The organism is Roseomonas aeriglobus, assembly GCA_016937575.1.
GTDB classification, from domain to species: Bacteria; Pseudomonadota; Alphaproteobacteria; order Sphingomonadales; family Sphingomonadaceae; genus Sphingomonas; species Sphingomonas aerigloba.
On sequence record JAFHKN010000003.1, the window covers coordinates 12170 to 37163 of the forward strand.

Consider the following 24994-nt stretch of genomic DNA (forward strand, 5'->3'; position numbering starts at 1 on the left):
ATGGCTTTCAAGCAGATCACCTCGTCCTTCTCTGCCGCCCCCCAGCTGACGCAAGACGACCTCGCCGCTGCCGCGAAGGCAGGATATCGCTCGATCATCTCAAGCCGCCCGGACGGCGAGGAGGCGGGCCAGCCAAGCGCGGAAGAAATGGCCCGAATGGCAGGCGACCACGGTCTCGCGTTTGCCCATGTCCCTATCGTACCGGGCAAGGCGACTGACGCCGATGCGGATCGCATGAAGGAGGCGCTAGCCACGCTGCCACAGCCGACGCTCGGCTTCTGCCGTAGCGGGACGCGCGCGGCGACCTTGTGGGCGTTGGCCGAGGCCGATCGCGCCGACCCGGCGACGATCGTCGACCAAGCAAAGGCAGCCGGGTACGACCTTGCCGATCTCACGCCTGCGCTGAAGCGCCGTTCCGAAAGGGCTGATCAATGACCTACGACATCGTCATCATCGGGGGCGGTGCCGCCGGCATCGCGACCGCTTCCAGCATTCTGAAGCGCAACGCCAAAGTGACGATCGCGGTCGTCGATCCGGCGACCGACCATTATTACCAGCCCGGCTGGACGATGGTGGGGGCCGGCGTCTTCACTCCCGAACAGACGCGCAAGGCCGAATCCGACATAATGCCAAAGGGCGTTAAGTGGGTACGGTTGCCCGCCGTTGCCATCGACCCCGACCGTAACACGGTCGAGCTCGAAGACGGTGACACATTGACCTATCGCGTTCTGGTCGTCGCGCCCGGGCTGCGCCTGGCGTGGGAGAAGATCGAAGGGCTGCCTGAGGCTCTCGGCCGCAACGGCGTCACCTCCAACTATCGCTACGATCTGGCACCCTACACCTACCAGCTCGTCAAGGAATTGCGGCAGGGGCGGGCGCTGTTCTCGCAGCCACCCATGCCGATCAAGTGCGCCGGCGCACCGCAGAAAGCGATGTATCTCTCCTGCGACATCTGGCGGGATAGCGGCGTTCTCCCAGCTATCGACGTCGAGTTCCATAATGCCGGCGCAGCCCTGTTCGGGGTCCCGACCTACGTCCCGGCGCTGATGGAATATGTCGAGAAGTACGGTATCGATCTCAGGCTTGAGTCCAACCTGGTCGCGGTCGACGCCGATCGCCGCGTCGCCACGTTCGAGCGCAAGCAGGACGGCGTCTCCGAGCGGATCGAACGTGAGTTCGATATGCTCCATGTCGTGCCACCTCAGGTGTCACATGCGGTCGTCGCAAATAGCCCGCTTGCGGCTGCGAGCGGCTTCGTCGAGGTCGACGAGACTACGCTGCGGCACAAGCGATTTGAAAACATCTTTGGCCTTGGCGATGCCGCTGGCACCAGCAACGCCAAGACCGCCGCTGCTGCTCGCGTCCAGGCGCCCGTGGTCGCAGTCAACGCGCTGGCCGCGCTCGACGGCAGACCCCCCGTTGCCGATTATAATGGTTACGGCTCATGCCCGCTCACGGTCGAACGCGGTAAGATCGTCCTCGCCGAGTTCGGCTATGGCGGAAAGCTGCTGCCCAGCTTCCCATCCTGGCTGCTGGACGGAACGCGTCCGACGCGCACCGCGTGGTTCCTGAAAGAGCGGATGCTGCCCCCGATCTACTGGCAGGGCATGCTGAAAGGCCGTGAGTGGATGGCCGCTCCACACGAGATCGGCAAGGCGGCATGATCCTCGAACCAATCCAGTATCTGCTTGGCGCCTTGTCCGGCAGCCTGGTCGGATTCACCCTCGGGCTCGTCGGTGGCGGTGGCTCGATCCTCGCCGTGCCGCTCATGGTGTATCTGGTGCGCGTTCCCGACGCGCACCTCGCCATCGGTACGAGCGCGTTTGCCGTGGCGGCCAATGCCGCGACCGGTCTGATCGGTCATGCCAAGGCTCATACCGTAAAATGGCGGTGCGGCGGCATGTATGCGACTGCCGGCGTCATCGGTGCGCTACTCGGATCCACCGCGGGCAAGGCCGTCGATGGCGGCAAGCTCCTCTTTCTATTCGCGCTCGTCATGATCGTCGTCGGCGTTGTGATGCTGCGCGGGCGGGGTGACGCTGGTAATCCCGGTGCAGAATGCAACCGGGAGAAGGCGCCCAAGGTGCTGGGTTATGGCCTCGGCACCGGACTGTTTTCAGGCTTCTTTGGCATCGGTGGTGGCTTCCTGATCGTTCCCGGACTGATTGGATCGACGGGCATGCCGATCCTCAACGCCGTCGGCACGTCGCTGATCGCCGTCACCGCGTTCGGGCTAACGACCGCTGCCAACTACGCGTTCTCCGGGCTTGTGGATTGGCCGCTCGCCTTCGCCTTCATCGGCGGTGGAGTTATCGGCGGGTTGATCGGCACGCGGATCGCTAAGCGTCTGGGCACGGGCAGTACGCTCACCACGGTTTTCGCAATGCTGATCTTCGTGGTCGCAGCCTATATGCTCTGGAAGAGCGCAGGCGCGTTTCTGTGATGGGCAGCGCAATTGCCATCGGGCCGCTGATGATGGCGGTCGATCGCGGATTGGCGGTTCTGTGCGTCGCCGTGTTCCTCGGTTTGACGGCGCTGGCGGGACGGTTCCGCTTCCCGCGAGTGTCGATGGTCGCGACCAGTGCTATTGTCGTCGGGCTGGTGACGGCCCGGATCGGCTATGTCGCGACGCATTGGGCGAGCTACGCCGATGCTCCACTTTCCATCCTAGCTATATGGCAGGGAGGCTTCTCGGCCGTCGCCGGCCTCGCCGGCGCTGCGGTAACGCTGGCGTTCCGGCTCGGCCGAACGCGCGCTCTGGCGATAGGCTGGGCAGCGCTTGCCGTAGCTGGCGGCCTCTGGTTCACGCTTCAGGCGCTGATCCCGCCCGTGACCTACGGCCCCTTTCCCTATCATCTCGCCCTAACGACGCCATCCGGCGCTCCGCTCCCGCTTGATCGTTTCCGGGGTCGTCCCTTCGTGGTCAATCTGTGGGCGACATGGTGCGGCCCATGCCGGCGCGAGCTGCCGATGCTCGATGCTGCTGCGTCGCGCCGTGGAGAGGTTCCGATTCTGCTCGCCGATCAGGGTGAGGCGCCGGCGACCGTTACCCAGTTCCTTACCCGCGAAGGCATCGGTGCCGGCAACGTCGCGCTTGATCCCGACCGTAGGCTTTCCCGAGCCTTCGAAGTCGCCGGCTATCCCGCAACCGCCTTCGTCGCCGCGAATGGCACGATCGTGCAGCTTCAGCTCGGAGAGTTGTCGCGCGCCGCGCTCGCCGATGGAATTGATAAGGCAAGGAAACACCGATGAACCGCCGCAACCTTCTCTTTCGCGGCGCTCTAGCCGCGCTTGCTTTCGCCGTGCCGATGACACCTGCGGTCGGGCAGCAGCAGCCTGATTTGTCGCGCAAGGCAGTCGTCGACGATCCCGTAGCCCCCAAGCGGGCCGGCACCGCCTATGACGTCACCGTTGTCGAGTTCTTCGACTACAACTGCCCCTATTGCCGTCGCATGGAGCCGGTGCTGAACGCGCTGCTTCGCTCCGACCCGAAGGTCCGGATCGTGTATCGGGATTGGCCAATATTCGGACCCGCCTCCCGTGAGGCGTCCCGGGCGGCCGTCGCGAGCCAGTGGCAGGGCAGGCATGCCGCCTTCCATGGAGCGCTGCTTGCCTCGCCGGCGCGGCTCGACAGCGCCGGTATCAGGGCAGCTGCTGTGAAAGCCAAGGTGGATTGGCCGCGTCTGCAACGTGACCTGAAGACGCGTGGCGCGGAAATCGATGCGCTGCTCGCACGCACCAATGCGATTGCCGAAGCGATCGGGTTCAATGGGACGCCGGCGCTGATCGTCGGCTCGCAGGTCGTGGCCGGCGCGGTCGATCTGCCGGCGCTCCGCCGCCTCGTCGCCACGGCGCGCAGCAAGCCCGGAGGGCGTTGAGCGTGCCGGGGCCACTCAGTCGGAGGCAGGCGGTCGGGCTCGGCGCTGTAGTCGTGGGGGGCTGGGCGGTCGGACAGGTGCTGCGGCGCACCGCCCCGATTGGGCGTGACGTTGGTCCGACCGCCGACCTGATCCTGACAGGCGGCAGTTCGCCTGAGCACGGTCCTGCCGACGCGACGTTGCGGCTTGCCGTTTTCACCGATTATCGTTGCCCGGCCTGCCGTCACGCCTTCCCCGCGTTGGAAGAGGCCGTGCGACGCGATGGCAAAATTAGGGTCATCTACAAGGATTGGCCGATCTTCGGTCCACCGTCTGAACGTGCCGCGAGCGTTGCGCTCAGCTGTGCCGAACAGGGCATCTACCCGGTCGTCCATCGCCAGCTGATGGCCGACAACCGTACGATTGACGACGACATGCTGCGGGACGTCGTAATCGGCGCTGGCGGTGACTGGCTGAGCGCAACGACGTGGCTTGCTTCGCATGCACAGGCTGTCGCGGCGCGCCTGCGTGCGAACGGCCAAGAGGCCTATTCGATCGGCTTGGCCGGCACCCCGGGCTTTCTTGCCGGACGCATGCTGGTGATGGGCGCGATCGATCCGGGTGATTTCGAGCGGTTGTTCGCGCGGGCGCGGGCAGAAAGCTAACAGAGCGAGAGGATGAAAACATGATCGAGTATAAGCACGATGGTATGACCGTTGCGTCGCTCCATGATGAGCGCACTGGTAGCTTCCAATATGTTGTCGTCGACGACACTACGAAGACGGCTGCGATCATCGATCCAGTTCTGGATTTTGACCCGCGCGCTGGTGCGACCGCGACCCGAAACGCGGATCTTATCCTCGACTATGTGCGCGAAAAGGGGCTAACCGTCGAATGGGTGCTCGACACCCACCCACACGCCGATCATTTTTCAGCCGTTCCGTACCTCACCGGCAAGACCGGTGGCAAAACCGCGATCGGCAACAAGGTCGTGGAAGTGCAAAAGCTGTGGCGGGACATCTACTGCCTGCCCGATCTCGCCGTCGACGGCAGCCAGTGGGACCGGTTGTTTGCGGATGGCGAGCGTTTCCGGATCGGCACGCTCGATGCTCATGTCATGCTGTCGCCGGGCCATACGCTTGCCTCGATCACTTATGTCGTCGGTGACGCCGCGTTCGTTCACGATACGCTGATGGTTCCCGATAGTGGCACAAGCCGAGCGGACTTCCCGGGTGGTGATGCTCATTCGCTGTGGTGCTCGATCCGCGCCATCCTCGATCTGCCACCCGAAACCGCAACCTATGTTGGGCATGACTATGGCAAGGATGGCAGGGACGTACTTGGTCGCTCGACCGTCGCCGATCAGCGTCGCGACAACATCCATGTTCACGATGGCATCGACGAAGCCGAGTTCGTCGCGACCCGCGAGAAACGCGACGCATCGCTCCCACTACCCGACCTGATGCTCGCCGCGCTTCAGGTGAACATACGTGGCGGCCGGCTGCCGGATGCGGACAAGTGTGGGACGGCGTTTCTCAAGGTGCCTCTGAACCGGTTTGGACCTGGTGCTTCATAGCTCAGTCCGCGCTAGGGCAGCTGCTGTTTCAAGTGTCAGAACCGAACGGTTATGACCCTCGGAGGGAGGGCGGCGGTATTCGACCATGCCGGCTCGGAAAGCTGCCCGGGCGCTAACCACCGCTTTTTGCCGTCCGTAAGCCAACGGATCAGCATTGCGCGTCGGTCGCACCGAATGTGGTTTCTGTCTCACGGAGCGTGCGTTCCCCGCATCGATCCGTCTCACGCAATGCGAGCCGAAAACCGCCCTATATTGCAGTTCCGGGCGATCATCATTGCGAGCCGCTACATCTATTGCAGTTCCGGGCGATCATCATTGCGAGCCGCTACAGCTATTCGGCATCGCGCTGCTGCTCCGGCTGAGGCTCGGCCTATGGGGGGCGCTAGCGCTGGCCGGCCTGTTCACCGTCGAAGTCGGGCTCACGCTGAACTTCCTCGGCGGCGAGGCCCAAACGATCGCGAGCCTCACATGGCTGTCCTGGGCGTATCTGGCGCTATCGGCCGCGGTGGTGGCAGCGAACGCGAAGTCACTCGGGGCATCTGTTGGCGGTGGGCCTCTTCACCAGTCACCCCGAAGCCTATCCGTCGCACGCCGCTCCGGCCGCCGCCGAGCAGTCATGAACGAACAACGTAGCCAAGCACCGCCGCGAGCGCGATAAGAATGGCGGCAGCATCGAACACGCCAGGCAAAGTGGCGCTCATCACATAAGATCGCCCTCGTTATAGAATGTGCCTTGGACCGGTTGTCGCGGCCCGAACGTCACGAATTATCATGCCGCTATGCGGGAGCGCCGGTAAACGGGACCAAGCGATGCCGAGGTCCTGCTCGGGCACATCGTAGGTGATTTCCGTGGACAGAAAGCGGACTGCAATCTTCATCAGCTCGACCGTGACCGGTTCGCCCGGGCAGCGATGATGGACATGCGCTTCGCCGCCCCCCTGAGGAATGAAGCCGAATGCGCCACCATCATCCTCTTGGAAGCGTTCCGGACGGAATTCGTCCGGCCCCGACCAGGTGCGCGCATCGCGATCCGTGCCGAACAGGTCGAGCATCGCGCGCCGCCCCTTCGGGAAGTGCATGCCTCGCCACGTGAACCCGGTGCGCACCCGTGCCGCCACAGCCGGGAAAAAGGGGTAAAAGCGCCGCACCTCTTGAACAAACGCATCCAGGTCGGTGTCATCGCCGGCGCGGAAGCGTGCCCTCCACTCGGGGTGCAGATGAAGCGCGTGCGCGGCGAACGTGATGAAGACCGCCACCGCGACTGTTGGCCGCAACACGTTCAGGAGTTCGACCGCCGCGATGCGGAGCGATAAGGGCTGCCCTCCAAGATCGCGGTGCGAGGCTATCGCGCCGAGGGCGGACCCTGGCGGCGTCTCGATGCGAGAGACGCGGGCGTCGTGGATGAGATTAGACAGCCAGCGCTCGGCGCGGCGGCGGGCCAAGCGCGAGCGCAAATGCCGAGGGCCGATGCTCGCCGCGGCATCAAACATGGCTACGAGCTGCCGGGTTCGACGGCGCACTTCGGTTTCGGCGAGCGGCACGCCCGCCCAGGCGCACACGGCGCGCGCAAGAGGCTCGTGTAGCGCATCGTATAGCACGATCTCGCTCCTGGAGCGCCATCGGGTCGCGGCGACGGCAAGCTCCTCGCCGAATCGAGTGCCGAGCGCCACCACCCGGTCCTGGGTCATCAGCGATACGAACAACGCCTTGCGGTGGCGGTGTTCCTCGCCATCGAGTCCCTGAACGCCGCCCTTGCCGAGCAGCGTCGCCCGAACCGGCTCGGGCATCGCGCCCTGACGCGCGAACCGCGCCTCGTCGTAGAAGAGCTCGGCGGCATCGGAGCCGCTCATGCAGATGGTCGGCCGGAGCAGAAGGCGGGTCCTGAAAGCGTCGGACCCATAGCGGCGACACCGTGTCGCGATGTAGCGGTACGGATCGCGCAGCAATCGAGCCGTCGCGTCGAGGGTCGGTTCCTGAGGCATCTTCGTCATGCTCGTCTCCCCCCGCGGTCCGGGCATCACGATGTGCGGTCCATCGGTCGTCGAAAAGTAGTGTCACTGCTCCTGAACCGCGCCGCCACATCCGCCAAGTTGAAAGCCGGCCACAGGATCGGCTGAAAGCTTGACCGCACCTGAGTAAAGAGGACAGACCAAACGATGGCGCTCGGCGTTGGTCGGTAAGCTTGCCTCATAAGCCGCACTCTGATGCCGGCTATGACACTTCGCAATCCGCAGGGAAACTCGATACCCCGCTATCAATTAAACGTTTTTAGTCGGCGTCCTCGCACTGCTGACGTTCGAGGAGATTATAGGATGGCTGCCGCTACCGATCGTCAAGCACCGGACGAACGACGCACGCTCTGGATCGTGCTGCTGCTGAACGTCGCCATTGCAGCGGGCTTCTTCGCCGCCGGGCTCTTTGCGGACTCCAGCGCCCTGATCGCGAACGGCGTGGACAACCTGTCGGACACGGCCGTGTACGCGCTCAGTCTCATAGCGCTCAGCCACGGGCAGACCTGGAAGAGGCGCGCCGCGACCGCGTCGGGCGTCATGCTGCTGATTTTCGCCGGCGGCATCCTGATTGACGTCGGCCGCCGCTATATCCAGGGCAGCGAACCGATCGGGCCGACGATGATGGTCATGTCGGCGGTTGCCGGCGTCGTGAACTACATCTGCCTGCGGCTGCTTCAGCGGCTGAAGCAGAAGGACGTGAACCTCCGCGCCGCCACCACCTTCAGCTTCAACGACTTCATCTCGAACGGGGGCATCCTGATCGCCGGCGTGCTGGTGTTTTGGCTTGGAAGCAACTGGCCCGACCTGCTGGTCGGGCTCGCGACCGCCCTCATCGCGATCAAGGGCGGCATCGAAATCCTGCGCGACGCACGCGCTGAAACCAAGAACGACGAGGGCAGGACATCATGACCGGCTCTGTTGCGTAGATCGGCGCAGGCGCTCGTCGGATAGTTAGATAACGGCACACCCAAGAGCGATGCACCGGGTTCGCAATCCGTCCGGCTGCAACCGTTCGGTCGGATACCCTGCCGGGCTCCTTCGTTCTGGCCAAGGAAGGAGAATTTGCATGGCTGACAACAACGTGGAAACCGACGAAACCGATCGTCTGATCGCCTCCAACAAGGTCGAGGGCACCGCCGTCTATGACCGCGAGGGCAACAAGCTCGGCTCGGTTTACAACTTCATGGTCGATAAGCGATCGGGCAAGGCCGAATATGCCGTCATGTCGTTCGGCGGCTTCCTGGGCATGGGCGACGACTATCACCCGCTGCCTTGGGATCAGCTCACCTACGATACCGACAAGGGCGGCTATGTCGTCAATCTTACCAAGGAACAGCTTGAAGGCGGCCCGCGCTACAGCGCCGGCAACGAGCCGGCATTCGATCGGGCCTACGGCCAACAGGTCTATGGCTATTACGGGTCGAGCTACAATTACTGAGCTGATGGGCGGCGGGTTGGCCCGCCGCCCATCATTCTCCTGACTGCGCGAGAGGCGCAATCGTGCCCGCGACCCACGCCCGATTAGACGCCCGCGCCGCTTCGGTGGCTTGCCTGGTCGACGCGACCTCGCCGCGCTGCTGACGTTGATAATCAATCAGTCCGTCGCCCTCGGCTCCTCCGGCCTAATCCTGACCGTGCATCGCGCCGGCTCGCCCGCCTTGTTCGCCGCTCGCTGGCAGCGCTCAAGCGCTTCCTCGTTGCCCCGGCCGATCACCGCGCCCGCCACCATCGCGTTCCAGGTGTCAGGCCCGTTCACCGTCGCCAACCGGCGCGCGCCCTCCCATGCCGACCCGCCAAGCGTCCGCGCCGCCATGCTTTCCGGCCATCGCCAGCTATCCGGCGTCGCCCGCAAGATCGGCCCCGCGAGCAACGTCCATAGCACGACCCCGACGAGGACGCCGCCGATTGCCACCAACCCCAACCAACGGTTCTGCTGGTCGCCGGTCCGCCCGGACACGACATAGGCGTGAAGCTGCCGCGTCATGTCGTCCAGACCCTTCCTCGCGGTCGCCAGCGCGGCCTGATCCTCGCGCCTAGCGGCAGCTCCGGCTGCGACGATGCGTTGCGTCATCTGCTCGGGCGTCATCGCCAGCGCCGGCGCTGTTTTCAGGAACTGACCGATGCGCCCGATATTTTCGGCCGCCGTGTTCAAGCCGCGCTGCAACTCGCCCAACGTCTCGGTATAGTCGGGCACGTCGATCGCGCCGCGCTCGGCCGCCAAGCCCTCCACGGCGCGGCGCAACAACGCCAGCTCGCCGCGCATGGCCTCAAACGCCTCGGCCGCGTCTGCTCCGCCCTGGTCGTCCTCGTCCGCCACCTGTCCCCCTTACCGGCTCATACCACGGTCGCGGTCACGCCCGATGCTGAGCGACCGCGCCAGCTCCTGCCCGATTGACCGGCTCCGCTCCATTTTCAGCTCCAACTCGGGCAAGCGGCGACGCAGCGCGGATTCGAGCTGCGGGTCGCGATGCAGCCCGCCCGCAATGGCCTCCATGCGCTTGCCGAGTTTTTCCGCGCCCGCGCGGTCGCCGGCACGCTCCATGCTGGCGACTGCCTCCTTCATGCCCTGCCACTGCTCCACGAACCGGCCCGCGCGCTTCTCCGGGTCGATGCGGACCTGACGCTCGGTTTCCATCGCCTTCGCCGCGCCGCCCGTGTTCCCCTCGGCCGCGTCGCGTGCGAGCCGGGGGTCACGCTCGATCGCGCTGGCGAGGTCGCGCGCGCCGTGCGGCCGCACCTGGTCGAGCGCGTCGCCGGCCTTCACCAGCGCCTGTTCCTGGTGCGCCAGCACCGGCAAGCCCTTATCCCGCATCCGGCCTATATCCGCTGCGGCGCGCCCATAGCGTTCGATCGCGCGGGCCTGCGAGGGTGCCAGCGATCGATCGGCCGCGACACGCTCGGGCGACGTCGCCCGCTCCGCTGCCGGTTTCGGCCGGAAGCCGTCGAACATGCCCCTGGCCTTGTCGCGGACCTTCGCCACCAATTGGCGCGCGCGTTCCGGGAACCGGATCTCGCGCCGATCGGCGAACGCGCGGGCCTGGTCCTGCTCGGGCCGAGCATAGTCGCCCGCCATCTCCTTGCCCCGATCACGCGACAGGGCGCGGACGAGCTGGCGCTGATCGGCGAAGTCGTCGCGGCCATAATGAAGCTGCACGCCGTCGCGGTGCCGAGATAGCCCGACATAGGCGCTGTGGCGGTCCATGCCGGGGGTGGCGAGGACGTGGGCGCTATCGACCGTCACGCCCTGCGATTTGTGGAACGTCGCCGCGTAACCATGATCGACATGGGCATAGTCCTTGGTGTCGAACGCGACCCCGCGCCCGTCATCGAGGCGCACCGCCATGCCCTCGGGCGATACCCGCTCGATCGTTGCGAGCGTACCGTTCTTCACCCCCATGCCGCGCTCGTTGCGCAGGAACATGATGCGGTCGCCGGTTGCGAACTGGCGCTCGCCGCGCTCGGCCTTCACCGTCACGTCGTCGCCAAGGTCGCCGGATGCGCGCAATCGGTCGCGCGCCTCGCCATTGAGGCTCTGCACCTCGGCATTGGTGTGGGTGAGGATGATGCGGGTCTTGCCCGGCTCGGCCTGGCGCGCGCGATCCCAACCGTCCACCAGCTCGCCGCGCGCCTGCTCCCGCGTGTCGGCCGCGTGGACCATGCCCTTGTCGTCATAGGCATGGATTGCCTCGCCCGTACGCCCGGTCGCCAGCGCGCGCGTCGCGTCGCGCTGCCAATCCTCGCGTTGCCGGCGTATCTCGGTGATCTCGGCCGCGCCGTGGCGCTCGGCGACGCTGCGGAACGCCGCGCCGGCCTCGATCGCCTGCAACTGCTCGGGGTCGCCCACCATCACGACCTTGGCCCCGGCGTCGCGGGCCTGGCTCAACACGCGCTCCATCTGGCGCGAGCCGATCATGCCGGCCTCGTCCACGACCAGCACGTCCTTCGGACCCAGCTGCTCGCGCCCCTGCCCCCACGCATGTTCAAGGCTGGCAATGGTGCGTGAGGCTATGCCCGATCCACCCTCCAGATTTTCGGCCGCAATGCCGGACAGCGCCGCGCCGCGAACGGTGTAGCCCGCCTGCTCCCATCCATCGCGCGCGACGCCCAACATGGCGGATTTGCCGGTGCCGGCATAGCCGATCACATTGGCGATGCCGCTTGGCCCGGTTATATGCTCCAGCGCGGCTCGCTGCTCGTCTCCGAGCACGAGTCCTTCACTCCCGGCAGCGGCGCTCGCTCTGCTCAGCATCGCGGCCGGGAGACCATGATCCCTCCGCGCCGCCAGCTCGTCTCCAGCACGCTCAAGCCGTGCTTCGGTCGCGATCATCTCGCGGGACGTGAACCGCTCCTGGTCGCGCCCATCCTTCCCCAATGCGACCAGCTCGGGGCTGGCGCGCACCGCCCCCATCACTTGGTCGAACTGCTCCTTGCCGTCGCTATGCCGGAACGCGAACGTCGCAAGGTCGCGGGTGGTGAACGTGGCCTGCTGCCGCGTGATCGCGTCCAACGCGACATTGGGATTGGCGATGATCCGCTCACCGTTCTCGCGGGCGATGCGCGTGTGATCCTCGATCCGCTCCGCCTCAAGCCCTTGGCTTGGTCGCCGTGATGCTGCGGGTCCGATCTTGTGCTGCGGCTCCAGCCCGATCCCCTGCGCCTCATAGGAGCGATGATCGATCCGACCCTCAAGCCCAAGCTCGGCCATGCGCTCATTGACGTGCGCGCTCCACGCTTCGCGCCAGTCCTTTAACAGCTCGGTGCTGTTCCAGTCGCGGTTCTTCTTTCCGAACCCCTCCGGCCCTACGTCGCGCATCGTCATCATGACATGCGCGTGCGGCTTGGGCGTGCCGTCCTTCGCCTTGTCCCAATGCACGTTCAGGTCCGCGACCATCCCGCGATCGACAAACTGCTTCTTCACGAAATCGCGGGCGAGCTGGACGCCCTGCTTCTCGTTCATCTCGCGCGGAATCGAGAACTCCACCTCGCGGGCAAGCTGCGCGTCCTTGCGCTTCTCGCCTGCCTCCACCTCGTTCCACAGCGTCGTGCGATCGTTTAAACGCTCCGGCGCGCCTTCCGGCAACATCACCTCGGAGTGGATGACGCCCGCCTTGTTCGAGAAATCGTGATCGCGGTTGAGTCGGTCGTCGTGCAGCTCGGATGCGGAACGATAGGCGGCGCTCGCAACGGCGCTCGATCCGTTCGCGCGGCTCACAACCTTGGCGGAGAAATGGTAGATCGCCATGACGCCTGCGATACTGCCTTACTTAGCGCACGTCGGCAACGACGTATAAGCGCGCACTCATCCTCCGCTTCGCTCCTGCTGATTGACTTGCTGTCTCTCGGTGAGGCTGGCATGCTGCCCTTCAAGGAAGGCGACATGACGATGATCCGGATTTACAGGGAATCAGGCGAGGCACCTGTCGCCACAATCGACGGCATGCGCTTGCTTAAGGGTGACGGTGACACGCAAATCGCTTCGATCGACAATGACAAGGTTTACGGCGGCTCGGGCCGGATTCAGCTCCTCTACATTGCAGGCGATCGCGTGTTCAAAGGCATGGGCAGCATGCAACTCGCTCGCATCGATCGCGGCAGGGTTTGTGCTGGAACGTCAGGCCCTCAGCTCGCGGCCTTCGAGGAATGACAGATTACCGATGATGCCGGCGCGGTGATCGGCCACATCGACCATCCAGTCACCGCCGCCGAGCTGGCAGCGGTGCTTCATCTCGTGTTCGCAATCTTCTGAGGGAGAAACGGATATGCGAAAGGTGCGAAACTACGATGCGGAGCTGAAGGCGCTGGAGGACAAGGCGCGTGCCTTGAAGGCGCGCCGTGTCGAGCAGCTCGGCCAGCTCGTCACCGCCACCGGGGCCGATGCGCTCGACATGGAAACGCTAGCCGGTGCGCTGCTCGATGCCGTCGCGTTGAAGAATGCGGAAACGAAGGAGGCGTGGCGCGTGAAAGGCGCTGCCTTCTTTCAGCGGCGCGCGCGCAAAACTGGCCGGGCTGCTGGCAGCAACGGCGACGACGGCAATGCGCAACCGGGCGCTGATCCAGCGTCTGGAAGCGGCGCAGCGTCGTAACGATACGCGGGCCTGGGTCGTGCAACGCCGCGAACGCACCCGTCACCTGATCGAGCTGGGCGGCCTCGTCCAGAAAGCCGGCCTGGTCGAACTCGCCGACGACGATCGCGCGACGATCTACGGCGCGCTGCTTGAGCTGGTCGGCCGCGCTCGCAGCGACGATGCGGGCGACACGCTCACACTCTGGAAGCGGCGCGGCAAACGCGCGTTCGACGCGGAAAGCGAAGTGACGGAGAGAGGCGATGGCGCTCCTGGATATTGAGGCGATCCGCAGGCAAATCCGCGCCCTGGATTTCGTGCGCGGCACCCCGGCCGAAGTTGCCATGTGGCGCGACGATGATGCGGACTCGCGCGCCAATCTCGCCATCGAAGGCATGGCGCTGGAAACGGACGAGCACCTGCTGTTCGACATGCTACGCGACGAGGCCGTGCCCCCTGCCCTCGCCACCCAAATCGTCCTCAAGCTGCTGGCCCATCCCGACGCCGATCCGGCGCTGGCGATCACGCCGCTGGAACGGGTCTGCTGATGGCGGGGCCGCTCATCGGCGGGCGTCGGCCGATCAGCTGGCGGCTCGCGATCGTCGTCTCGTTCGTCGCGGCCTATGCGACCGCGCGATGGCTGGAAGGCATCTTCGGCGTCGGACAGATTTCCGGCACCGTGTCGTTCCTGGTCCTGGTCGGCCTGATCGGCGCAACCTGGTGGATCAACAGCCGGGCCGGCAAGCGTCGCAATGAGCTGCTGGGCTCGGCCCGCTTTGGCGACCGCGCCGACGTGCGCAAGCTGGAGACGAGCGGAGATCTCCTGATCGGTCGCGGCAAGGAATCCGGCAAGCTGCTCTGCTATGACGGCGCGGCACACCTGCTGACGATAGCACCCACCCGATCGGGCAAGGGCGTCGGCACGATCATCCCCAACCTGCTCCTGCTCGACCGCTCGGTGGTCTGCATCGACCCCAAGGGCGAGAATGCCCGCGTCACGGCCCGTGCGAGGTCGAGGAAGGGCCTTGTGTGGTGCCTGGACCCCTTCGGCGTCTCCGGGCGTCCTGCGGCCCGCTACAACCCCTTGGCGCAGCTTGATCCCGCCAGCCCAGACCTCGCGGAAGATGCGCAGACGATCGCCGACGCGCTGGTCCATGATGCGCCGGGGCAATCGGGCGAGGCGCACTGGAACGAGGAAGCCAAGGCGCTGATCGCCGGCGTGATCCTGCACACCGTCGTCCACGAGCCGCCTGTCCGCGCCACGCTCGCCACCGTGCGCGACAAGCTCACCCGCGATCCCGCCGCTTTCGCCGCGCTGCTCGCGGACATGCAGGCCAGCACCGGCGCGCATGGCCTGATCGCGCGCGCCGCCAATCGCCAGCTCGGCAAATCCGATCGCGAAGCGGCGGGCGTGCTGTCATCCGCCCAGCGCCACACCCACTTTCTCGACAGCCCGCGCCTGGTCGAAAGCACCTCGGCTTCCGATTTCCGGTTCGCGGACCTGAAGGAACAGCCCGGCACCGTGTTCCTGTGCCTGCCGCCCGATCGGCTCGATACCTATGCCCGCTGGCTGCGGCTGCTGGTCGCGCAGGCTGTCACCGACATGGCGCGCTCCCCTGCCCGGCCGACAAGCCCCGTGCTGTTCCTGCTCGATGAGTTCGCCGCCCTCGGCCGACTGGAGCCGGTGGAGCGCGCGATGGGGCTGATGGCGGGCTACGGCCTCCAGCTCTGGCCGATCCTCCAGGACATGCACCAGCTCCGCGCCCTCTATGGCGAGCGCGCCGGCACCTTCCTGTCCAATGCCGGCGTGATCCAGACGTTCGGGGTCAACGATCACGCCACCGCCGACATGCTCTCGCGCACGATTGGAGACACGACGTTGGAATATGCGACCCTCAGCACGTCGCGCGGCACGGGCTGGGGTGAAAATCGCGCCGGTCCCTCGGAAAGCGTCAGCACGCATGTCACGGCGCGGCGGCTCGTCACGCCCGACGAAATCATGCGGATGCCGGCCGATACGCTCCTGTTGCTGCGCCAGGGGGAACGCCCGCTCTGGGCCTCCAAAATCCGTTACTATGACCAGCGCGAGTTCGCCGGCCTGTTCGATCCGGCGTGATCGCACACACCATTCCTGGAAGGTCGAACGGTGAGCTTTGGGGTAGCGCCCTACCTCCCTCGCCGCCGGCGGAACGCTGAAGGCACACACCGCCGGTTTCGCTTGGCTTCTTTCGGAAGCCCTGCGGCCGATAGGCCGCTCTGGTGACGGCGTTAGCCGGCACGGATCGAAAGCGCATTGGCCGTAGGCCAATTCCGTTTGTTCTCTTGGTTTTGCGATCGGGATGCGCCCGCGGTTAAGAGATTCTGTTAAATAGGAATCGTTAAAGAAGTTAAGCCGCCAAAAAACCGGAATCTTGCTTTTACAATCAATCACTTACTGAGTCGTCCGGTGGGTGAAACCCCGTGATTCGGTGTGTGATACCCCGATAGTCCGGTGGGTGAAACCCCGACGCCATGGTGTGTGAAACCCCGAGACTCTGGAGCCGAAAAGAGGTCTTCCCGCGCCAGTTATCCACAGCCTGACTGGGCTCAGGCATCAACCGGAGCGTGTCAGGGCCCAGGCAGCATCGCTGGCCGGTGGGTGATCCCCCGATAGTTGGAGCTGCGGTGTGTGAAACCCCGATAGTCAGCGTCGGCCAGCAAGCCGGTCCATGTGCGCGTCGATCTCCTCGGCCCGCTTGCGCTCGGCGTCGAAACGGGCGCGCCGTTCCTCCTCGGCACGCATCCTCTCGGCAAGCGCAAGCGCCTCGGCCTCGCCGCGAAGTCTGAAGAGCACGGCCGGACTTTTATCCGTCGTCTCGGTCAGTTCCATCGCATAGTCGGGGAGTTGGTCGGCCTCGATCACGCGCCGGAGCATTCGATTGAACTCCTTGGGCTGGGCGTCGCTGCCGGTCTTGTCGCGAAGCAACTCGACGCGGCACACCCATCCGCCGCGCTGCGTGCCGGCGTGCTTGCGGGCGATACGATACAGCGCCCGCTCAAGCCCGCCGGAGAGCAGGAAATAGTCGGGGTGCATGGTGAGCAGTGACTTCTCGTTGACGATGCCCTCATAGACCCAATCCGAGAGGGTCAGCGTCATGCCACGCGGCTGCTCCGTCTCGGCGTCGGTGTCGAAGGTCCAGCTATCGAGCCAGTTGAAGCCGGCCTTCTGCCGGCGCTTCGTGGCGCGGATCGAAGTCGTGATGGAGGTCGTCTGTAGCCGGAGGAGCGCGGCTTGCAGCTCCTGATAGTCCCTGCCCCCTGTGCTGCGCTTGATCGCCCGCAGCAGGTCGTAGGGCGTGGTTGTCAGCGTGCGGGGCAGATCGTTCAGCCCCTGCTGCTTCATGCGGTTGAGCGTGGACGCAGCCCATATCAGGATATCGGCATCCCAGATCGTGGCCATGCCGTAGTCGGGAATGGCCTGGACGCGCACCCAGGCATCGCCATCCGGGCTGCGATACTCGATCGGCTTCAGCCGCTTGCGCTTCTGGAGCGAGAAGAACGGCCGCTCCATGACCTCCCGCTGGTCCTTGAGCGGAAGATCGCCGAGCGCCGGAATGAACAGATCGAACTCGGGATTGGGATCGCGCCGCTTGCTCACGGCGCGAACCTGGTATGTCCCCGCTGGACCAGATACTGGCGCAGCAACCGCTCGGTGATGACGGTAAGGGGCTCCCCGCCCTCCTCGACGCTGAGTTGGCGCAGCGTGCGGTGCATGTCCTCGGGAATGTGGATCAGCACCGGCTTCTTGCCGGGATGGCTGCTGCGCCGGGCGGGTGCTGCCGGGGCCGGTGGTTCGGCCGTGCGCCGCGACCGGCGCGGGGCGGCGGGCTGCGGCGCGGGAGGTGCGTCGGCCACGGGAGCCGGTGCCTCGGGCTCGTCATCGAAGATGCCGGCGAGCGCGGAAGTTTTCTTCGCCATCATCCAACCTCGCTTACTTGCTTAGTCGTAAAGCCGCTTAGTCGCTTAGCCTCGCTATAGGCGGCGCGCAACTCGGCCGCCGCCTTGCTGTCCGGGTCCGTCTCGGCCGCCGTTCTGCCGAGCGGCGTGGCCTTGTAGAAATCCTTGCGGAAGTGGAGGCGGCTGTCGAACATCGTCACGCCCTTCGCCGCGAAGCCGGCATGGGCCTCCTGCCCCTCCCCGCCCTGATGCGGAACCTGCGTTAGTATGACGGCGAACGGCGTGCCTGCCTGCTGCACCTGCTTGACGGTCTGCAGCACCGAATGAACGTCCAGCCCTCGCGGCGCGACAGGAATGATGACGAAATCCGCCTGCTCGGCTGCGAGCAAGGCAATGTCCTTGGAGTTCGCCGGCGTGTCGATGATGATGAGGTCGATCTTGCCGCTGCTACGCCCGCGCGAGACGTGGAGCGGTAGGCCAGCGACGCTGCTGTCCTTCACCATCACGTCGTCGTCGTCGCGGCGTTCCGACCAGTAGAGCGCCGATCCCTGGCGATCGTCGGCATCGAGGATGACGACGGACGCTCCTTCCCGAGCGGCTTCCACGGCGAAGCCCGTCGACAGGGTAGTTTTTGATTGTCCGCCCTTCTGCGCGATGACAGCCCAGACCTGCATATATGCTCCTACTAAGCGGCTAAGCGATTTATACTGCTTAACCGCTTAGTATGCAATCTGCCGTCGCTTGGCTCGCCTAGATCAACATGCGGTCCTCAGCGTCACATCAATCAGGTTGGTGCCTTAATGTTGATCGAGTTCGATGCCGGCCCTGGAGCCCGGATCGCCATCCGAAGAGAGCCAAGACTGCCGCTTATCTAATTAATCGCTTAGTCGCTTAATAGCTTAGTTAGCTGGCCGCTTTTCGGTAGAACTCGACATGGAAGCGGACAGGGCCGAGCGGTGCGACATGATGCAGGATGGTGGGCTCCACGATCCCCGGCGCTCCTTCATGTGTGAGCACCGCTTCGAACGGATCGCGCCGGGAATCTGTCACTCGGTAGCTCAGGCTACCGCTCTCCACCTTGATAACCCCCCACACTCCGTCCTTGGTCGAATGATCGCTCAGCAGTCCCTTGGGAACAGTCTCTTCGGTGAAGGTATCGGTGCGCTTGTGGTATTCCAGTCCCTCAGGAAGGAGGGCAGCTGTAGCGGTCATGCCGCCTCAGCTGCGTAAAGCTCCACCTCACGGTTGATGAGGATATCCGCCAGGAACCAGTAGGCCTCGCCCCACGCGTTCAGAATGTCGTCGGTTGCAGCCTCGCCCAACACGTCACGAATCGCCGGCAGGAGCGCGTTGGCGACCGCAGGATAGTGTTCGGGCTTGATATGGGTCTCGACATGGCGCGCGGCGATGCGTTCGATCGCAGGCTTCAACGCGTCCAGCTTATCGACGTTCTGCGCAAAGGCGAGGATCGCCGCGGCAAGCCGCTTCGGCTGAGCGCCGGACTCGTGAGCCGCCATGTCGAACAAAGCCTTGATCTCGGGATCGACGAACAAGCGCTGGTACATGCGTGTGGTGATATCCACGCCATGCTGCTGGAGCGCCGGAGCCGTCGCTTTGACCAACGCCATCGTTTCGGGGGAGAGTGGCTTTGACATGCTGAGAGGCTCCGGATTGCAGACTTAGCGAGAAAACGCTCGGTGGGCGGGGCAGGTTTCCGACCGGACCGATCCTCACCTTTGCCGATGACGTGATGTATCACGAATTGCCGCGCCAGTCGCGAATGTCCTGAGTTCCGCGACAGCTGGGCAGTGCCGCTCACCCAGCGGGTTCGGTGTCGCAAAAGTCAGTCGCTTCCGCTGCTACTTCGCTGGGCATTAGCGCCATGAACGCTTAGCCGATCAGACCGCAGCCTCAGAAGGTACCGGCGCCGCCTGCACCAGACGAATAAACGCGGACCGCAGCGTTGTTCGCTCAGGATTTGAGAGAGTGGCTTGCTGATAGTGAATGCGGCCGACACGCAGAAGCGCTCGATCGTAATCCGGCGGGACTTGTGTGCTCGATGCAAATGCTGCCTGAAGAGCTGCCAGCTCTTGAGCTTCAAGTGCCGCAATAATGGGCTCAATCAGGCCATCGAGCCCTGTGTTTGCGGTCGCCGCACTTGCCGCTGCGGGGGTTGCTGGTGGCGCATAGGACAAGAAGGCGCTGATAGCCGCTTTGTCCCATTCAGTCGTGGTATCCGACTCCTGCTTCAACGAACGGCTTTGATTGGCCCGGGAAGGCTCGATTCCTAGAAGATGAACCCGCACACCAAACTGCTGCGCGAGAACGACACCGACGCGCACATCTTCGTCACCGGACACAAGAACAACATCGGTGATTGCCTGGTTACGTGCCAGCTCCACCATGTCGGTAACGATCAGTGCATCAACACCCTTCTGCTCGCCAGCCGAGTTAATCTGGCCGAGCCGCACCTTGATGTCATCGGAGTCAGCCAGAGCTGCCTGCTCCGGCGTAGGCCGACCCAGCCGCATTGCATCGTACCAGTAGATGCGGAGCAGGGGCAGGTCGCATTGCGCCTTCGCGACTTCCCTCAGCGCTTGCACGACCTTGGAAATGTCGAGCGTGATCGTCTCCCGGCTCTGCCGGGTGCCCGTTAGGAGTACTGAGCCCTGCGCGAACAGGTAACCCGCATCGACAAAAACCGCCGAACGACGCATTGCGTAGCCCCCAAATAGCAAAGGGCGCCCGCAGGCGCCCTCTTAGTACCAGTGCGCTGGACGTGCGTAATCTCCGCCCCGCGCTACAGCGTCGTAGATAGGCGCATGCCTGCAGGTTTGTCAAGTACGCGTTAGCACGCGCGTGCCTGCAGGTACGCGTCTATCGGCCTCGCCCGCCAGACACGGGCATAGTAGCCGATCACCGCCGCCAAACTACAGCCTCAGAAGCCGCCGTTGATGAGGCGCTGCACCTTCTCCATTTCCCTGGCGGCTCGCATCATTGGGCTGTCCTGCAGTTCGCGCATCAGACGCACCGTTGGGTTGTTCTGAAGCTCCTCGATGGCGCGCATCGTGGGGCTGTTCCGGAACTCCTCAATCGCTCGCAGGGCCGGACTTTCCTGGTATCGACGAGCTGCCTCCTGAGCCGCCCGCATCCCCGGGCTGTTCATCATCTCCTGAGCGGCACGGAAACCTGGCCCCAACGCCTCCTGCATCTTCCGGTGAGCCTCCGCGATGTGGCGGCCCGTGCGGGGAGAGTAGGGCGCGCTCACGCGGCGTGCTGGCATCGATGCGGCTGCGCGCCTAGCCTGAGCCTCCGCCATATACTGGGCCTTGCCCGCCTTCCATTTCACCTGCAGCCGCCGAATGCTCGACGGCTCGGGCTTGTCGAGAGCACGCCGGATCGCGGTCGTTGGCCGAAGCGACGGGTTCGCCACGATCATGTCCGCCACCTTCTTGAGGGTGGGACCGTCGTTCAGGCCAGTGCCAACCGGCCGGCCACGGCTCCGCTTGTTGCTATTCATGGTCTATCCTTTCGTTTGCTGCGCAGCAAGATGACCGCGAAATTTACAAGTTCAAGCGATAAGAAATAAAGACAAATAGCGAGGATAAATAGGATCGAGAACTGGAACGACTGCAGCGGAAGCGAGGATAAATGTGAACATTACCCTCGCTGTCGCTACGGCCGGCCGCGCAGGCTCTCTCGGGCCTCGCTGAATACCATCAGCCGCTCAGGCTCCGCCGCGAACCAAGCGTAGCTGCCCCATGCGAGGCTATCGACCGTCTTCTTGAACGGCCCGGCGCTGCGATCGAGATAGGCGGTGACGAACGCGACGTGCTCGGCCGGGAAACCCGCTTCGGCGACCAGCTCCTCCAGTGCCTCCTTGCGGCGTTGGCTGATCGGACCATCGGTCGCGACCACCTCCACGAACACCAGCAGCGGATGCACCGGGCCAAGATCGACCAGGATCGTATCCGGCAAGTTCTTGTCGGCCTGGATGGCAAGGCCAATCGATCGCGCCAGCGCATCGTCGCGCGCGACCACCTTGTTCCCGCTCTCGCTGAGAAACACCACGGCCGGGGCGGTGAGAAAGGCGGGTGCGAACACCTCCACCACTGCCTTAGTGATCTCGGAACTCGGCCCCGGCTTCATTCGGCGCGTCTCCCCATTGGGGAAGGTGACAAGCACCTGGTCCGCGCTGACGCCCGCGCCCTGGCGCACAATCGCCAATCGGGCGAGCGCGCCCTTGTTCAACGCTTCGGCCTGCCATGCCGCGATGCGAGCCTGCAGCGCCTCGCCAGTGAGGGCAGGATCGAACAATGCGGCAAAGCTCGCCTTCAGAGCGTAGCGCGGCTTGCTCGATGTGGTGGGAAGGTCCGTGCGCTCAATCACGGCACCGATTGCCACCAGCCCCTCGCGCAAGGTTTCGTCGCGGATCGGCTCACGGGTGTTGTCTTGATACCAGCGCCGGCCCTCTGTCTGGCTGCCAGTACGTAAGACCCCTGTCGCATAGGCGGTGCGGCTCGCATCATCGACAAGGGCCGCCTGCTCGTCGGTCATGCGATAGACGTGCTTGGGACCAAGCATCGTCCCGCTGCCCTCGATCGCGTCGATATAGAGCGCGACGAACACCGTGCTCGCGGCCAGCATCCGGGTAAGATAGGCGCGGTTGGGCGCGCCATCGGGGAAGATCTCCTGCAGGCGGGCGTGAACCTCATCGCGGGTCAGCATCGGCATCATGGCGCAACCTGCCCATAAAGCCGCGCGAGTTCGTCCTCGATCTCGGCACTGCAGGCTCCCCGGCCAACCAGGGCCTCCACCTGTCTCATCGCCGCAGGAGAGGGCAGGGGCAGCGCCTCCATCTCAAACGCCGACACGGCAACGCTACCGTTGATGCAGCGGAAGAGCTGGTCAACGATCCGGCTGTTCAGCACCGCCGCAACCGTCGCTGGCGATACGGCGGGACGTGCGACCGGGCGGACCATGTTCAGATGGTTCTCGACCACCACACCGCCGTGCTGGGCAATGAAGTCAGCCGGCAACTCGGCCGCGATCAGCCGACGTGCCTGCTCCTTGGCGGTGGTGCGCTGAACGAGGACGCACGCCTCCTCGACCAACAGCCAGACGTCGCCACGCTCGATCTTGAAATAGGGCGCGTGATTGCGCTTCTCGGCTCGGAACGCGAACCGGCCGTCTGCAGACACGGCTTCGGCCCATATGAGCGGATGCACGCCGCGGGCAGAGCGCTGCCGCATCTGGTCCTTATAGCGGTTCCACACCAAGGGACCGGTGGACACGCTGTAGCCCCAATCGGCAAGCCGCGCCGGCATAGTCTCGGCCTTGGCTATCAGCGCGCTGTGGCACGGCTCACGCGGTGCAAGCCAAGGCTGCGATGCGGGGGAGGGGAGGGCGATCGTGCCGTTGCGGATGAGGCGTGCCTCGCGTTCGCTCGTAACCTCGACATAATGGACCTGGGCGCGGCCGGGCTTGGCGCCGCGCCGATAGGCGGCCAGCAACGTCTCCTGCAGGACGTCCTCGAATACACCACGACGCGCATGAACGAAGTCGATCGCCGCCGGGGGCGCCTCCTTCGCCATCAGCTCACGCAGCGCGGAATAATAATGGCCGGACAGGAAACTGGTGGGGGTGAGATAGGCGATGGTGCCGCCCTTCTTGGTCCAGCGCACGGCAATGTCGGTGAAGACGCCATAGAGGTTCGCGTGACCGTAAAGGCCGCGCGCGAAGCGCTGGCGCTGCGCTGGGGTGAGGGTGACACGACCATAAGGCGGATTACCAATCACCAGGTCGAAGCGGGCGGTGGGCGCTTCCTCCAGCGTGTCGGCAACGCGCACGACAGTCGGCGCGGCACGTCCTGCAGCCGCGGTCACGTCCGCCAGCAGCAGCTCTATCGCGTTTTGCCCGAAGCCCGCGGCATAGGGGTCCAGCTCCAGCCCGACCAGGCGCGTGCCGATCTGTCGAAGCACGAACGCCGGCTCGGCTTCGGGAAGCGCGGCAATCATCCGTTCGGCTGCAGGCAACAGGAACGCGCCCCCGCCACTCGCCGGGTCCAGCACGCGAGCGCGGGTCCAGTCGATCCCCTGTTCCTCGGCCATGTCGAGCAATCGGTTCGCCAGCGCCGGCGGGGTGTAGAACGCCCCCAATGCCCCACGCTCCCGAGTAGCGAGCAAAGTCGTGTAGAGCCCGGTCAGGAAATAGACGGCCTCCGCGATCGGCAACGGTGCGGCCTCACGTCCCACGGCCAGCGCCAGCCCGGTGACGGCGCGATCAAGCCGACCGTAGGGCTTGGCGAAGGGCGGGCTGAGGCTCGCCTGAGGCCGCGCCTCGGCGCGATACGTCTCGATAGCGACGCGGGTGAACAGCGCCGCCATGTCGCGACGCTTCGGCTCGGGCAGCGTCTCAGCCCATGCTCGCGCAAGCTGGCGCGCGCGCGCAAGCTCGTAGCGTTGCGCCTCAAGGTCTGCGGGTTGGACAAGCGGGTGGGTAGATGCTGCGGAAATCATGGCCAAAGCTCATTGACGCGATCGATAGGGGGAGTGCCAATGGCCTCGGGTGCTAGAAGGGTGAACGTCTCTCCGTCACATTCAATCGTTGATCCTCGAACTGTGTACGTCTCCTCAAGCTCCGAGTTTGCCCATTCGCAGAGGCTGGGAAGCCAATCGGGTTTCAGGTTTTGAAGCGCTCCACGGTGTATCTCCGCCGCATCATTGAGATACTGCCTGCCCCGCCGCAGGTGGGCAAACGCCTTCGCCAGACTTACGGCATCGGACTTGTTTTCGAAGATGGCTACAGCGCAGCCGACCTCCGTGATTGCTCCATTGAGCGGGTGCGTCGGAGTTTGCCCAAGAAACATGCCCGGGTAGGGGATGCGAGCGACGACGATGACCTCTGTCTCAACATAGGTCTCTTCCCGGCCTTGGCGGTTCACACGCTTTCGCTTGCGACGGCGTTCTCGCTCTAGCCGCCCCTCACTCCTTTTGGCTTCCCCGGCCAGGACACCAAAAAGCTCTTGGGCGCGAAAGGCCGGCATCCATTTCGCGAGAAGATTGGTCCTCTGGTGCCATTCCCGGACCAGCGGCATGATCTGCTCTATCGCATCACAAGCTGGCTTCACGCGAGCTAGGTAATGAGCATGTTGAACCCGCCGGTCATAGTCGGCGACGGCCGCGTGCCATGCTCCGTCACCAAAATGCTTCTCGCCGCAATTCAGTCCGATGCGAGCCTGCTCACCGCCTTCGATCTCCACTCGAAACCCGCGATTATGGAGCTGGTGCTGCTTGCACGCTGCACACCGAACCTTGGTGTTGGTGGTGTCCCGTGTGTCGTACCCAGAGATAACGCGAACGATCTTCGCACCAGTGGGCAGCGGGAAGACGAGCCCATGGTCGCTATCGACGGAGTCCGTCAGTCCTGCTGCGGCGAGCACCTGCCATCGGATTTCCTCTTCGGCCTGTACGGCCGTTTCCAGAAGCTCGGTTGATGACGCCATGTCGCTCATAGGAACAACAGTAGAACGATTGTGCTCGGCTGAGAACT

At 64.6% G+C, this 24994-nt stretch carries 27 protein-coding genes; 14 read left to right on the top strand and 13 right to left on the bottom strand.

Annotated elements, in window-relative coordinates:
• From JW805_18300 to JW805_18330, 7 genes are read left to right on the top strand one after another with little or no spacing between them, the layout of a single operon-like run.
• Positions 1–435, top strand: a complete 435-nt coding sequence (locus JW805_18300) for a TIGR01244 family phosphatase (protein ID MBN2973960.1) — start codon at positions 1–3, stop codon at positions 433–435.
• Positions 432–1664, top strand: coding sequence for an NAD(P)/FAD-dependent oxidoreductase (locus tag JW805_18305; GenBank protein ID MBN2973961.1), 1233 nt, complete (start codon positions 432–434; stop codon positions 1662–1664). The genes JW805_18300 and JW805_18305 overlap by 4 nt, the downstream gene beginning before the upstream one ends.
• The gene (locus JW805_18310) at positions 1661–2443 is read left to right on the top strand and encodes a sulfite exporter TauE/SafE family protein (GenBank protein MBN2973962.1); all 783 of its coding nucleotides are present in this window, start codon (positions 1661–1663) and stop codon (positions 2441–2443) included. Before JW805_18305 ends, JW805_18310 begins: the two co-directional genes overlap by 4 nt.
• The gene (locus JW805_18315; protein ID MBN2973963.1) at positions 2443–3252 is read left to right on the top strand and encodes a TlpA family protein disulfide reductase; all 810 of its coding nucleotides are present in this window, start codon (positions 2443–2445) and stop codon (positions 3250–3252) included. The genes JW805_18310 and JW805_18315 overlap by 1 nt, the downstream gene beginning before the upstream one ends.
• Positions 3249–3878, top strand: a complete 630-nt coding sequence (locus JW805_18320) for a DsbA family protein (protein ID MBN2973964.1) — start codon at positions 3249–3251, stop codon at positions 3876–3878. The genes JW805_18315 and JW805_18320 overlap by 4 nt, the downstream gene beginning before the upstream one ends.
• Positions 3879–3880: 2 nt before the next feature.
• Entirely contained in the window at positions 3881–4522 is a 642-nt protein-coding gene (locus tag JW805_18325; GenBank protein ID MBN2973965.1) for a DsbA family protein, read from the top strand.
• Between the two features lie 44 nt (positions 4523–4566).
• Positions 4567–5433, top strand: coding sequence for an MBL fold metallo-hydrolase (locus JW805_18330; protein ID MBN2973966.1), 867 nt, complete (start codon positions 4567–4569; stop codon positions 5431–5433).
• A gap of 719 nt (positions 5434–6152) precedes the next feature.
• Here JW805_18330 and JW805_18335 read toward each other — a convergent pair.
• Complete coding sequence (locus JW805_18335; GenBank protein ID MBN2973967.1) at positions 6153–7415, bottom strand: cytochrome P450; 1263 nt, start codon at positions 7413–7415, stop codon at positions 6153–6155.
• Positions 7416–7745: 330 nt separating this feature from the next.
• Between JW805_18335 and JW805_18340 the strand changes: the two genes are divergently transcribed.
• Positions 7746–8354, top strand: coding sequence for a cation transporter (locus tag JW805_18340; protein ID MBN2973968.1), 609 nt, complete (start codon positions 7746–7748; stop codon positions 8352–8354).
• 157 nt (positions 8355–8511) lie between these two features.
• Positions 8512–8883, top strand: a complete 372-nt coding sequence (locus JW805_18345) for a PRC-barrel domain-containing protein (protein ID MBN2973969.1) — start codon at positions 8512–8514, stop codon at positions 8881–8883.
• Between the two features lie 156 nt (positions 8884–9039).
• Here the strand turns inward: JW805_18345 and JW805_18350 are convergent, their stop codons facing one another.
• Together JW805_18350 and traA are read right to left on the bottom strand one after the other, a co-directional pair.
• Positions 9040–9708 (bottom strand): hypothetical protein, encoded by a 669-nt coding sequence (locus JW805_18350; protein ID MBN2973970.1) that lies wholly within the window; start codon positions 9706–9708, stop codon positions 9040–9042.
• A gap of 63 nt (positions 9709–9771) precedes the next feature.
• On the bottom strand, positions 9772–12687 hold the full coding sequence (traA, locus tag JW805_18355) for a Ti-type conjugative transfer relaxase TraA (GenBank protein MBN2973971.1): 2916 nt from the start codon (positions 12685–12687) through the stop codon (positions 9772–9774).
• A 111-nt stretch (positions 12688–12798) separates the two neighbouring features.
• Here traA and JW805_18360 point away from each other — a divergent pair, with 111 nt between their 5' ends.
• The 5 genes from JW805_18360 (at position 12799) to JW805_18380 (ending at position 15623) form a co-directional block, all read left to right on the top strand.
• Positions 12799–13089, top strand: a complete 291-nt coding sequence (locus JW805_18360; GenBank protein ID MBN2973972.1) for a hypothetical protein — start codon at positions 12799–12801, stop codon at positions 13087–13089.
• Positions 13090–13204: 115 nt separating this feature from the next.
• A complete protein-coding gene (locus JW805_18365) occupies positions 13205–13528 on the top strand; it encodes a conjugal transfer protein TraD (protein MBN2973973.1) in 324 nt (107 codons plus the stop codon).
• Positions 13479–13790 carry a conjugal transfer protein TraD gene (locus JW805_18370; GenBank protein ID MBN2973974.1) on the top strand — a complete coding sequence of 104 codons (312 nt, stop codon included), beginning with the start codon at positions 13479–13481 and terminating at the stop codon, positions 13788–13790. The genes JW805_18365 and JW805_18370 overlap by 50 nt, the downstream gene beginning before the upstream one ends.
• On the top strand, positions 13771–14055 hold the full coding sequence (locus JW805_18375) for a hypothetical protein (protein MBN2973975.1): 285 nt from the start codon (positions 13771–13773) through the stop codon (positions 14053–14055). The genes JW805_18370 and JW805_18375 overlap by 20 nt, the downstream gene beginning before the upstream one ends.
• Positions 14055–15623: a type IV secretory system conjugative DNA transfer family protein gene (locus JW805_18380; GenBank protein ID MBN2973976.1), complete on the top strand. Its 1569-nt coding sequence runs from the start codon at positions 14055–14057 to the stop codon at positions 15621–15623. Before JW805_18375 ends, JW805_18380 begins: the two co-directional genes overlap by 1 nt.
• A gap of 567 nt (positions 15624–16190) precedes the next feature.
• Here the strand turns inward: JW805_18380 and JW805_18385 are convergent.
• From JW805_18385 to JW805_18430, 10 genes are all read right to left on the bottom strand, one after another.
• Positions 16191–17144 (bottom strand): replication initiator protein A, encoded by a 954-nt coding sequence (locus tag JW805_18385; protein ID MBN2973977.1) that lies wholly within the window; start codon positions 17142–17144, stop codon positions 16191–16193.
• Complete coding sequence (locus tag JW805_18390; GenBank protein MBN2973978.1) at positions 17141–17467, bottom strand: hypothetical protein; 327 nt, start codon at positions 17465–17467, stop codon at positions 17141–17143. Before JW805_18390 ends, JW805_18385 begins: the two co-directional genes overlap by 4 nt.
• A complete protein-coding gene (locus tag JW805_18395) occupies positions 17464–18117 on the bottom strand; it encodes a ParA family protein (protein ID MBN2973979.1) in 654 nt (217 codons plus the stop codon). Before JW805_18395 ends, JW805_18390 begins: the two co-directional genes overlap by 4 nt.
• A gap of 229 nt (positions 18118–18346) precedes the next feature.
• Complete coding sequence (locus tag JW805_18400) at positions 18347–18655, bottom strand: DUF1971 domain-containing protein (GenBank protein ID MBN2973980.1); 309 nt, start codon at positions 18653–18655, stop codon at positions 18347–18349.
• Complete coding sequence (locus JW805_18405) at positions 18652–19098, bottom strand: hypothetical protein (GenBank protein ID MBN2973981.1); 447 nt, start codon at positions 19096–19098, stop codon at positions 18652–18654. The genes JW805_18400 and JW805_18405 overlap by 4 nt, the downstream gene beginning before the upstream one ends.
• Before the next feature lie 243 nt (positions 19099–19341).
• Positions 19342–20160, bottom strand: a complete 819-nt coding sequence (locus JW805_18410; protein MBN2973982.1) for an NYN domain-containing protein — start codon at positions 20158–20160, stop codon at positions 19342–19344.
• Positions 20161–20381: 221 nt separating this feature from the next.
• Positions 20382–20963 carry a hypothetical protein gene (locus tag JW805_18415; protein ID MBN2973983.1) on the bottom strand — a complete coding sequence of 194 codons (582 nt, stop codon included), beginning with the start codon at positions 20961–20963 and terminating at the stop codon, positions 20382–20384.
• Between the two features lie 155 nt (positions 20964–21118).
• Positions 21119–22180, bottom strand: a complete 1062-nt coding sequence (locus tag JW805_18420; protein ID MBN2973984.1) for a restriction endonuclease — start codon at positions 22178–22180, stop codon at positions 21119–21121.
• Entirely contained in the window at positions 22177–23961 is a 1785-nt protein-coding gene (locus tag JW805_18425; GenBank protein ID MBN2973985.1) for an N-6 DNA methylase, read from the bottom strand. Before JW805_18425 ends, JW805_18420 begins: the two co-directional genes overlap by 4 nt.
• A complete protein-coding gene (locus JW805_18430; GenBank protein MBN2973986.1) occupies positions 23958–24956 on the bottom strand; it encodes a hypothetical protein in 999 nt (332 codons plus the stop codon). Before JW805_18430 ends, JW805_18425 begins: the two co-directional genes overlap by 4 nt.
• Positions 24957–24994 lie beyond the last annotated feature (38 nt).

Coding starts and splice junctions, on each gene's coding strand:
- JW805_18305 (MBN2973961.1), top strand. CDS start 432: ATGACCTACGACATCGTCATCATCGGGGGCGGTGCCGCCGGCATCGCG.
- JW805_18415 (MBN2973983.1), bottom strand. CDS start 20,963: ATGAATAGCAACAAGCGGAGCCGTGGCCGGCCGGTTGGCACTGGCCTG.
- JW805_18425 (MBN2973985.1), bottom strand. CDS start 23,961: ATGATTTCCGCAGCATCTACCCACCCGCTTGTCCAACCCGCAGACCTT.
- JW805_18365 (MBN2973973.1), top strand. CDS start 13,205: ATGCGAAAGGTGCGAAACTACGATGCGGAGCTGAAGGCGCTGGAGGAC.
- JW805_18300 (MBN2973960.1), top strand. CDS start 1: ATGGCTTTCAAGCAGATCACCTCGTCCTTCTCTGCCGCCCCCCAGCTG.
- JW805_18390 (MBN2973978.1), bottom strand. CDS start 17,467: ATGATGGCGAAGAAAACTTCCGCGCTCGCCGGCATCTTCGATGACGAG.
- traA (MBN2973971.1), bottom strand. CDS start 12,687: ATGGCGATCTACCATTTCTCCGCCAAGGTTGTGAGCCGCGCGAACGGA.
- JW805_18340 (MBN2973968.1), top strand. CDS start 7,746: ATGGCTGCCGCTACCGATCGTCAAGCACCGGACGAACGACGCACGCTC.
- JW805_18310 (MBN2973962.1), top strand. CDS start 1,661: ATGATCCTCGAACCAATCCAGTATCTGCTTGGCGCCTTGTCCGGCAGC.
- JW805_18320 (MBN2973964.1), top strand. CDS start 3,249: ATGAACCGCCGCAACCTTCTCTTTCGCGGCGCTCTAGCCGCGCTTGCT.
- JW805_18330 (MBN2973966.1), top strand. CDS start 4,567: ATGACCGTTGCGTCGCTCCATGATGAGCGCACTGGTAGCTTCCAATAT.
- JW805_18360 (MBN2973972.1), top strand. CDS start 12,799: ATGCTGCCCTTCAAGGAAGGCGACATGACGATGATCCGGATTTACAGG.
- JW805_18380 (MBN2973976.1), top strand. CDS start 14,055: ATGGCGGGGCCGCTCATCGGCGGGCGTCGGCCGATCAGCTGGCGGCTC.
- JW805_18395 (MBN2973979.1), bottom strand. CDS start 18,117: ATGCAGGTCTGGGCTGTCATCGCGCAGAAGGGCGGACAATCAAAAACT.
- JW805_18335 (MBN2973967.1), bottom strand. CDS start 7,415: ATGCCTCAGGAACCGACCCTCGACGCGACGGCTCGATTGCTGCGCGAT.
- JW805_18375 (MBN2973975.1), top strand. CDS start 13,771: ATGGCGCTCCTGGATATTGAGGCGATCCGCAGGCAAATCCGCGCCCTG.
- JW805_18400 (MBN2973980.1), bottom strand. CDS start 18,655: ATGACCGCTACAGCTGCCCTCCTTCCTGAGGGACTGGAATACCACAAG.
- JW805_18420 (MBN2973984.1), bottom strand. CDS start 22,180: ATGATGCCGATGCTGACCCGCGATGAGGTTCACGCCCGCCTGCAGGAG.
- JW805_18370 (MBN2973974.1), top strand. CDS start 13,479: ATGCGCAACCGGGCGCTGATCCAGCGTCTGGAAGCGGCGCAGCGTCGT.
- JW805_18345 (MBN2973969.1), top strand. CDS start 8,512: ATGGCTGACAACAACGTGGAAACCGACGAAACCGATCGTCTGATCGCC.
- JW805_18315 (MBN2973963.1), top strand. CDS start 2,443: ATGGGCAGCGCAATTGCCATCGGGCCGCTGATGATGGCGGTCGATCGC.
- JW805_18405 (MBN2973981.1), bottom strand. CDS start 19,098: ATGTCAAAGCCACTCTCCCCCGAAACGATGGCGTTGGTCAAAGCGACG.
- JW805_18430 (MBN2973986.1), bottom strand. CDS start 24,956: ATGAGCGACATGGCGTCATCAACCGAGCTTCTGGAAACGGCCGTACAG.
- JW805_18410 (MBN2973982.1), bottom strand. CDS start 20,160: ATGCGTCGTTCGGCGGTTTTTGTCGATGCGGGTTACCTGTTCGCGCAG.
- JW805_18350 (MBN2973970.1), bottom strand. CDS start 9,708: ATGCGCGGCGAGCTGGCGTTGTTGCGCCGCGCCGTGGAGGGCTTGGCG.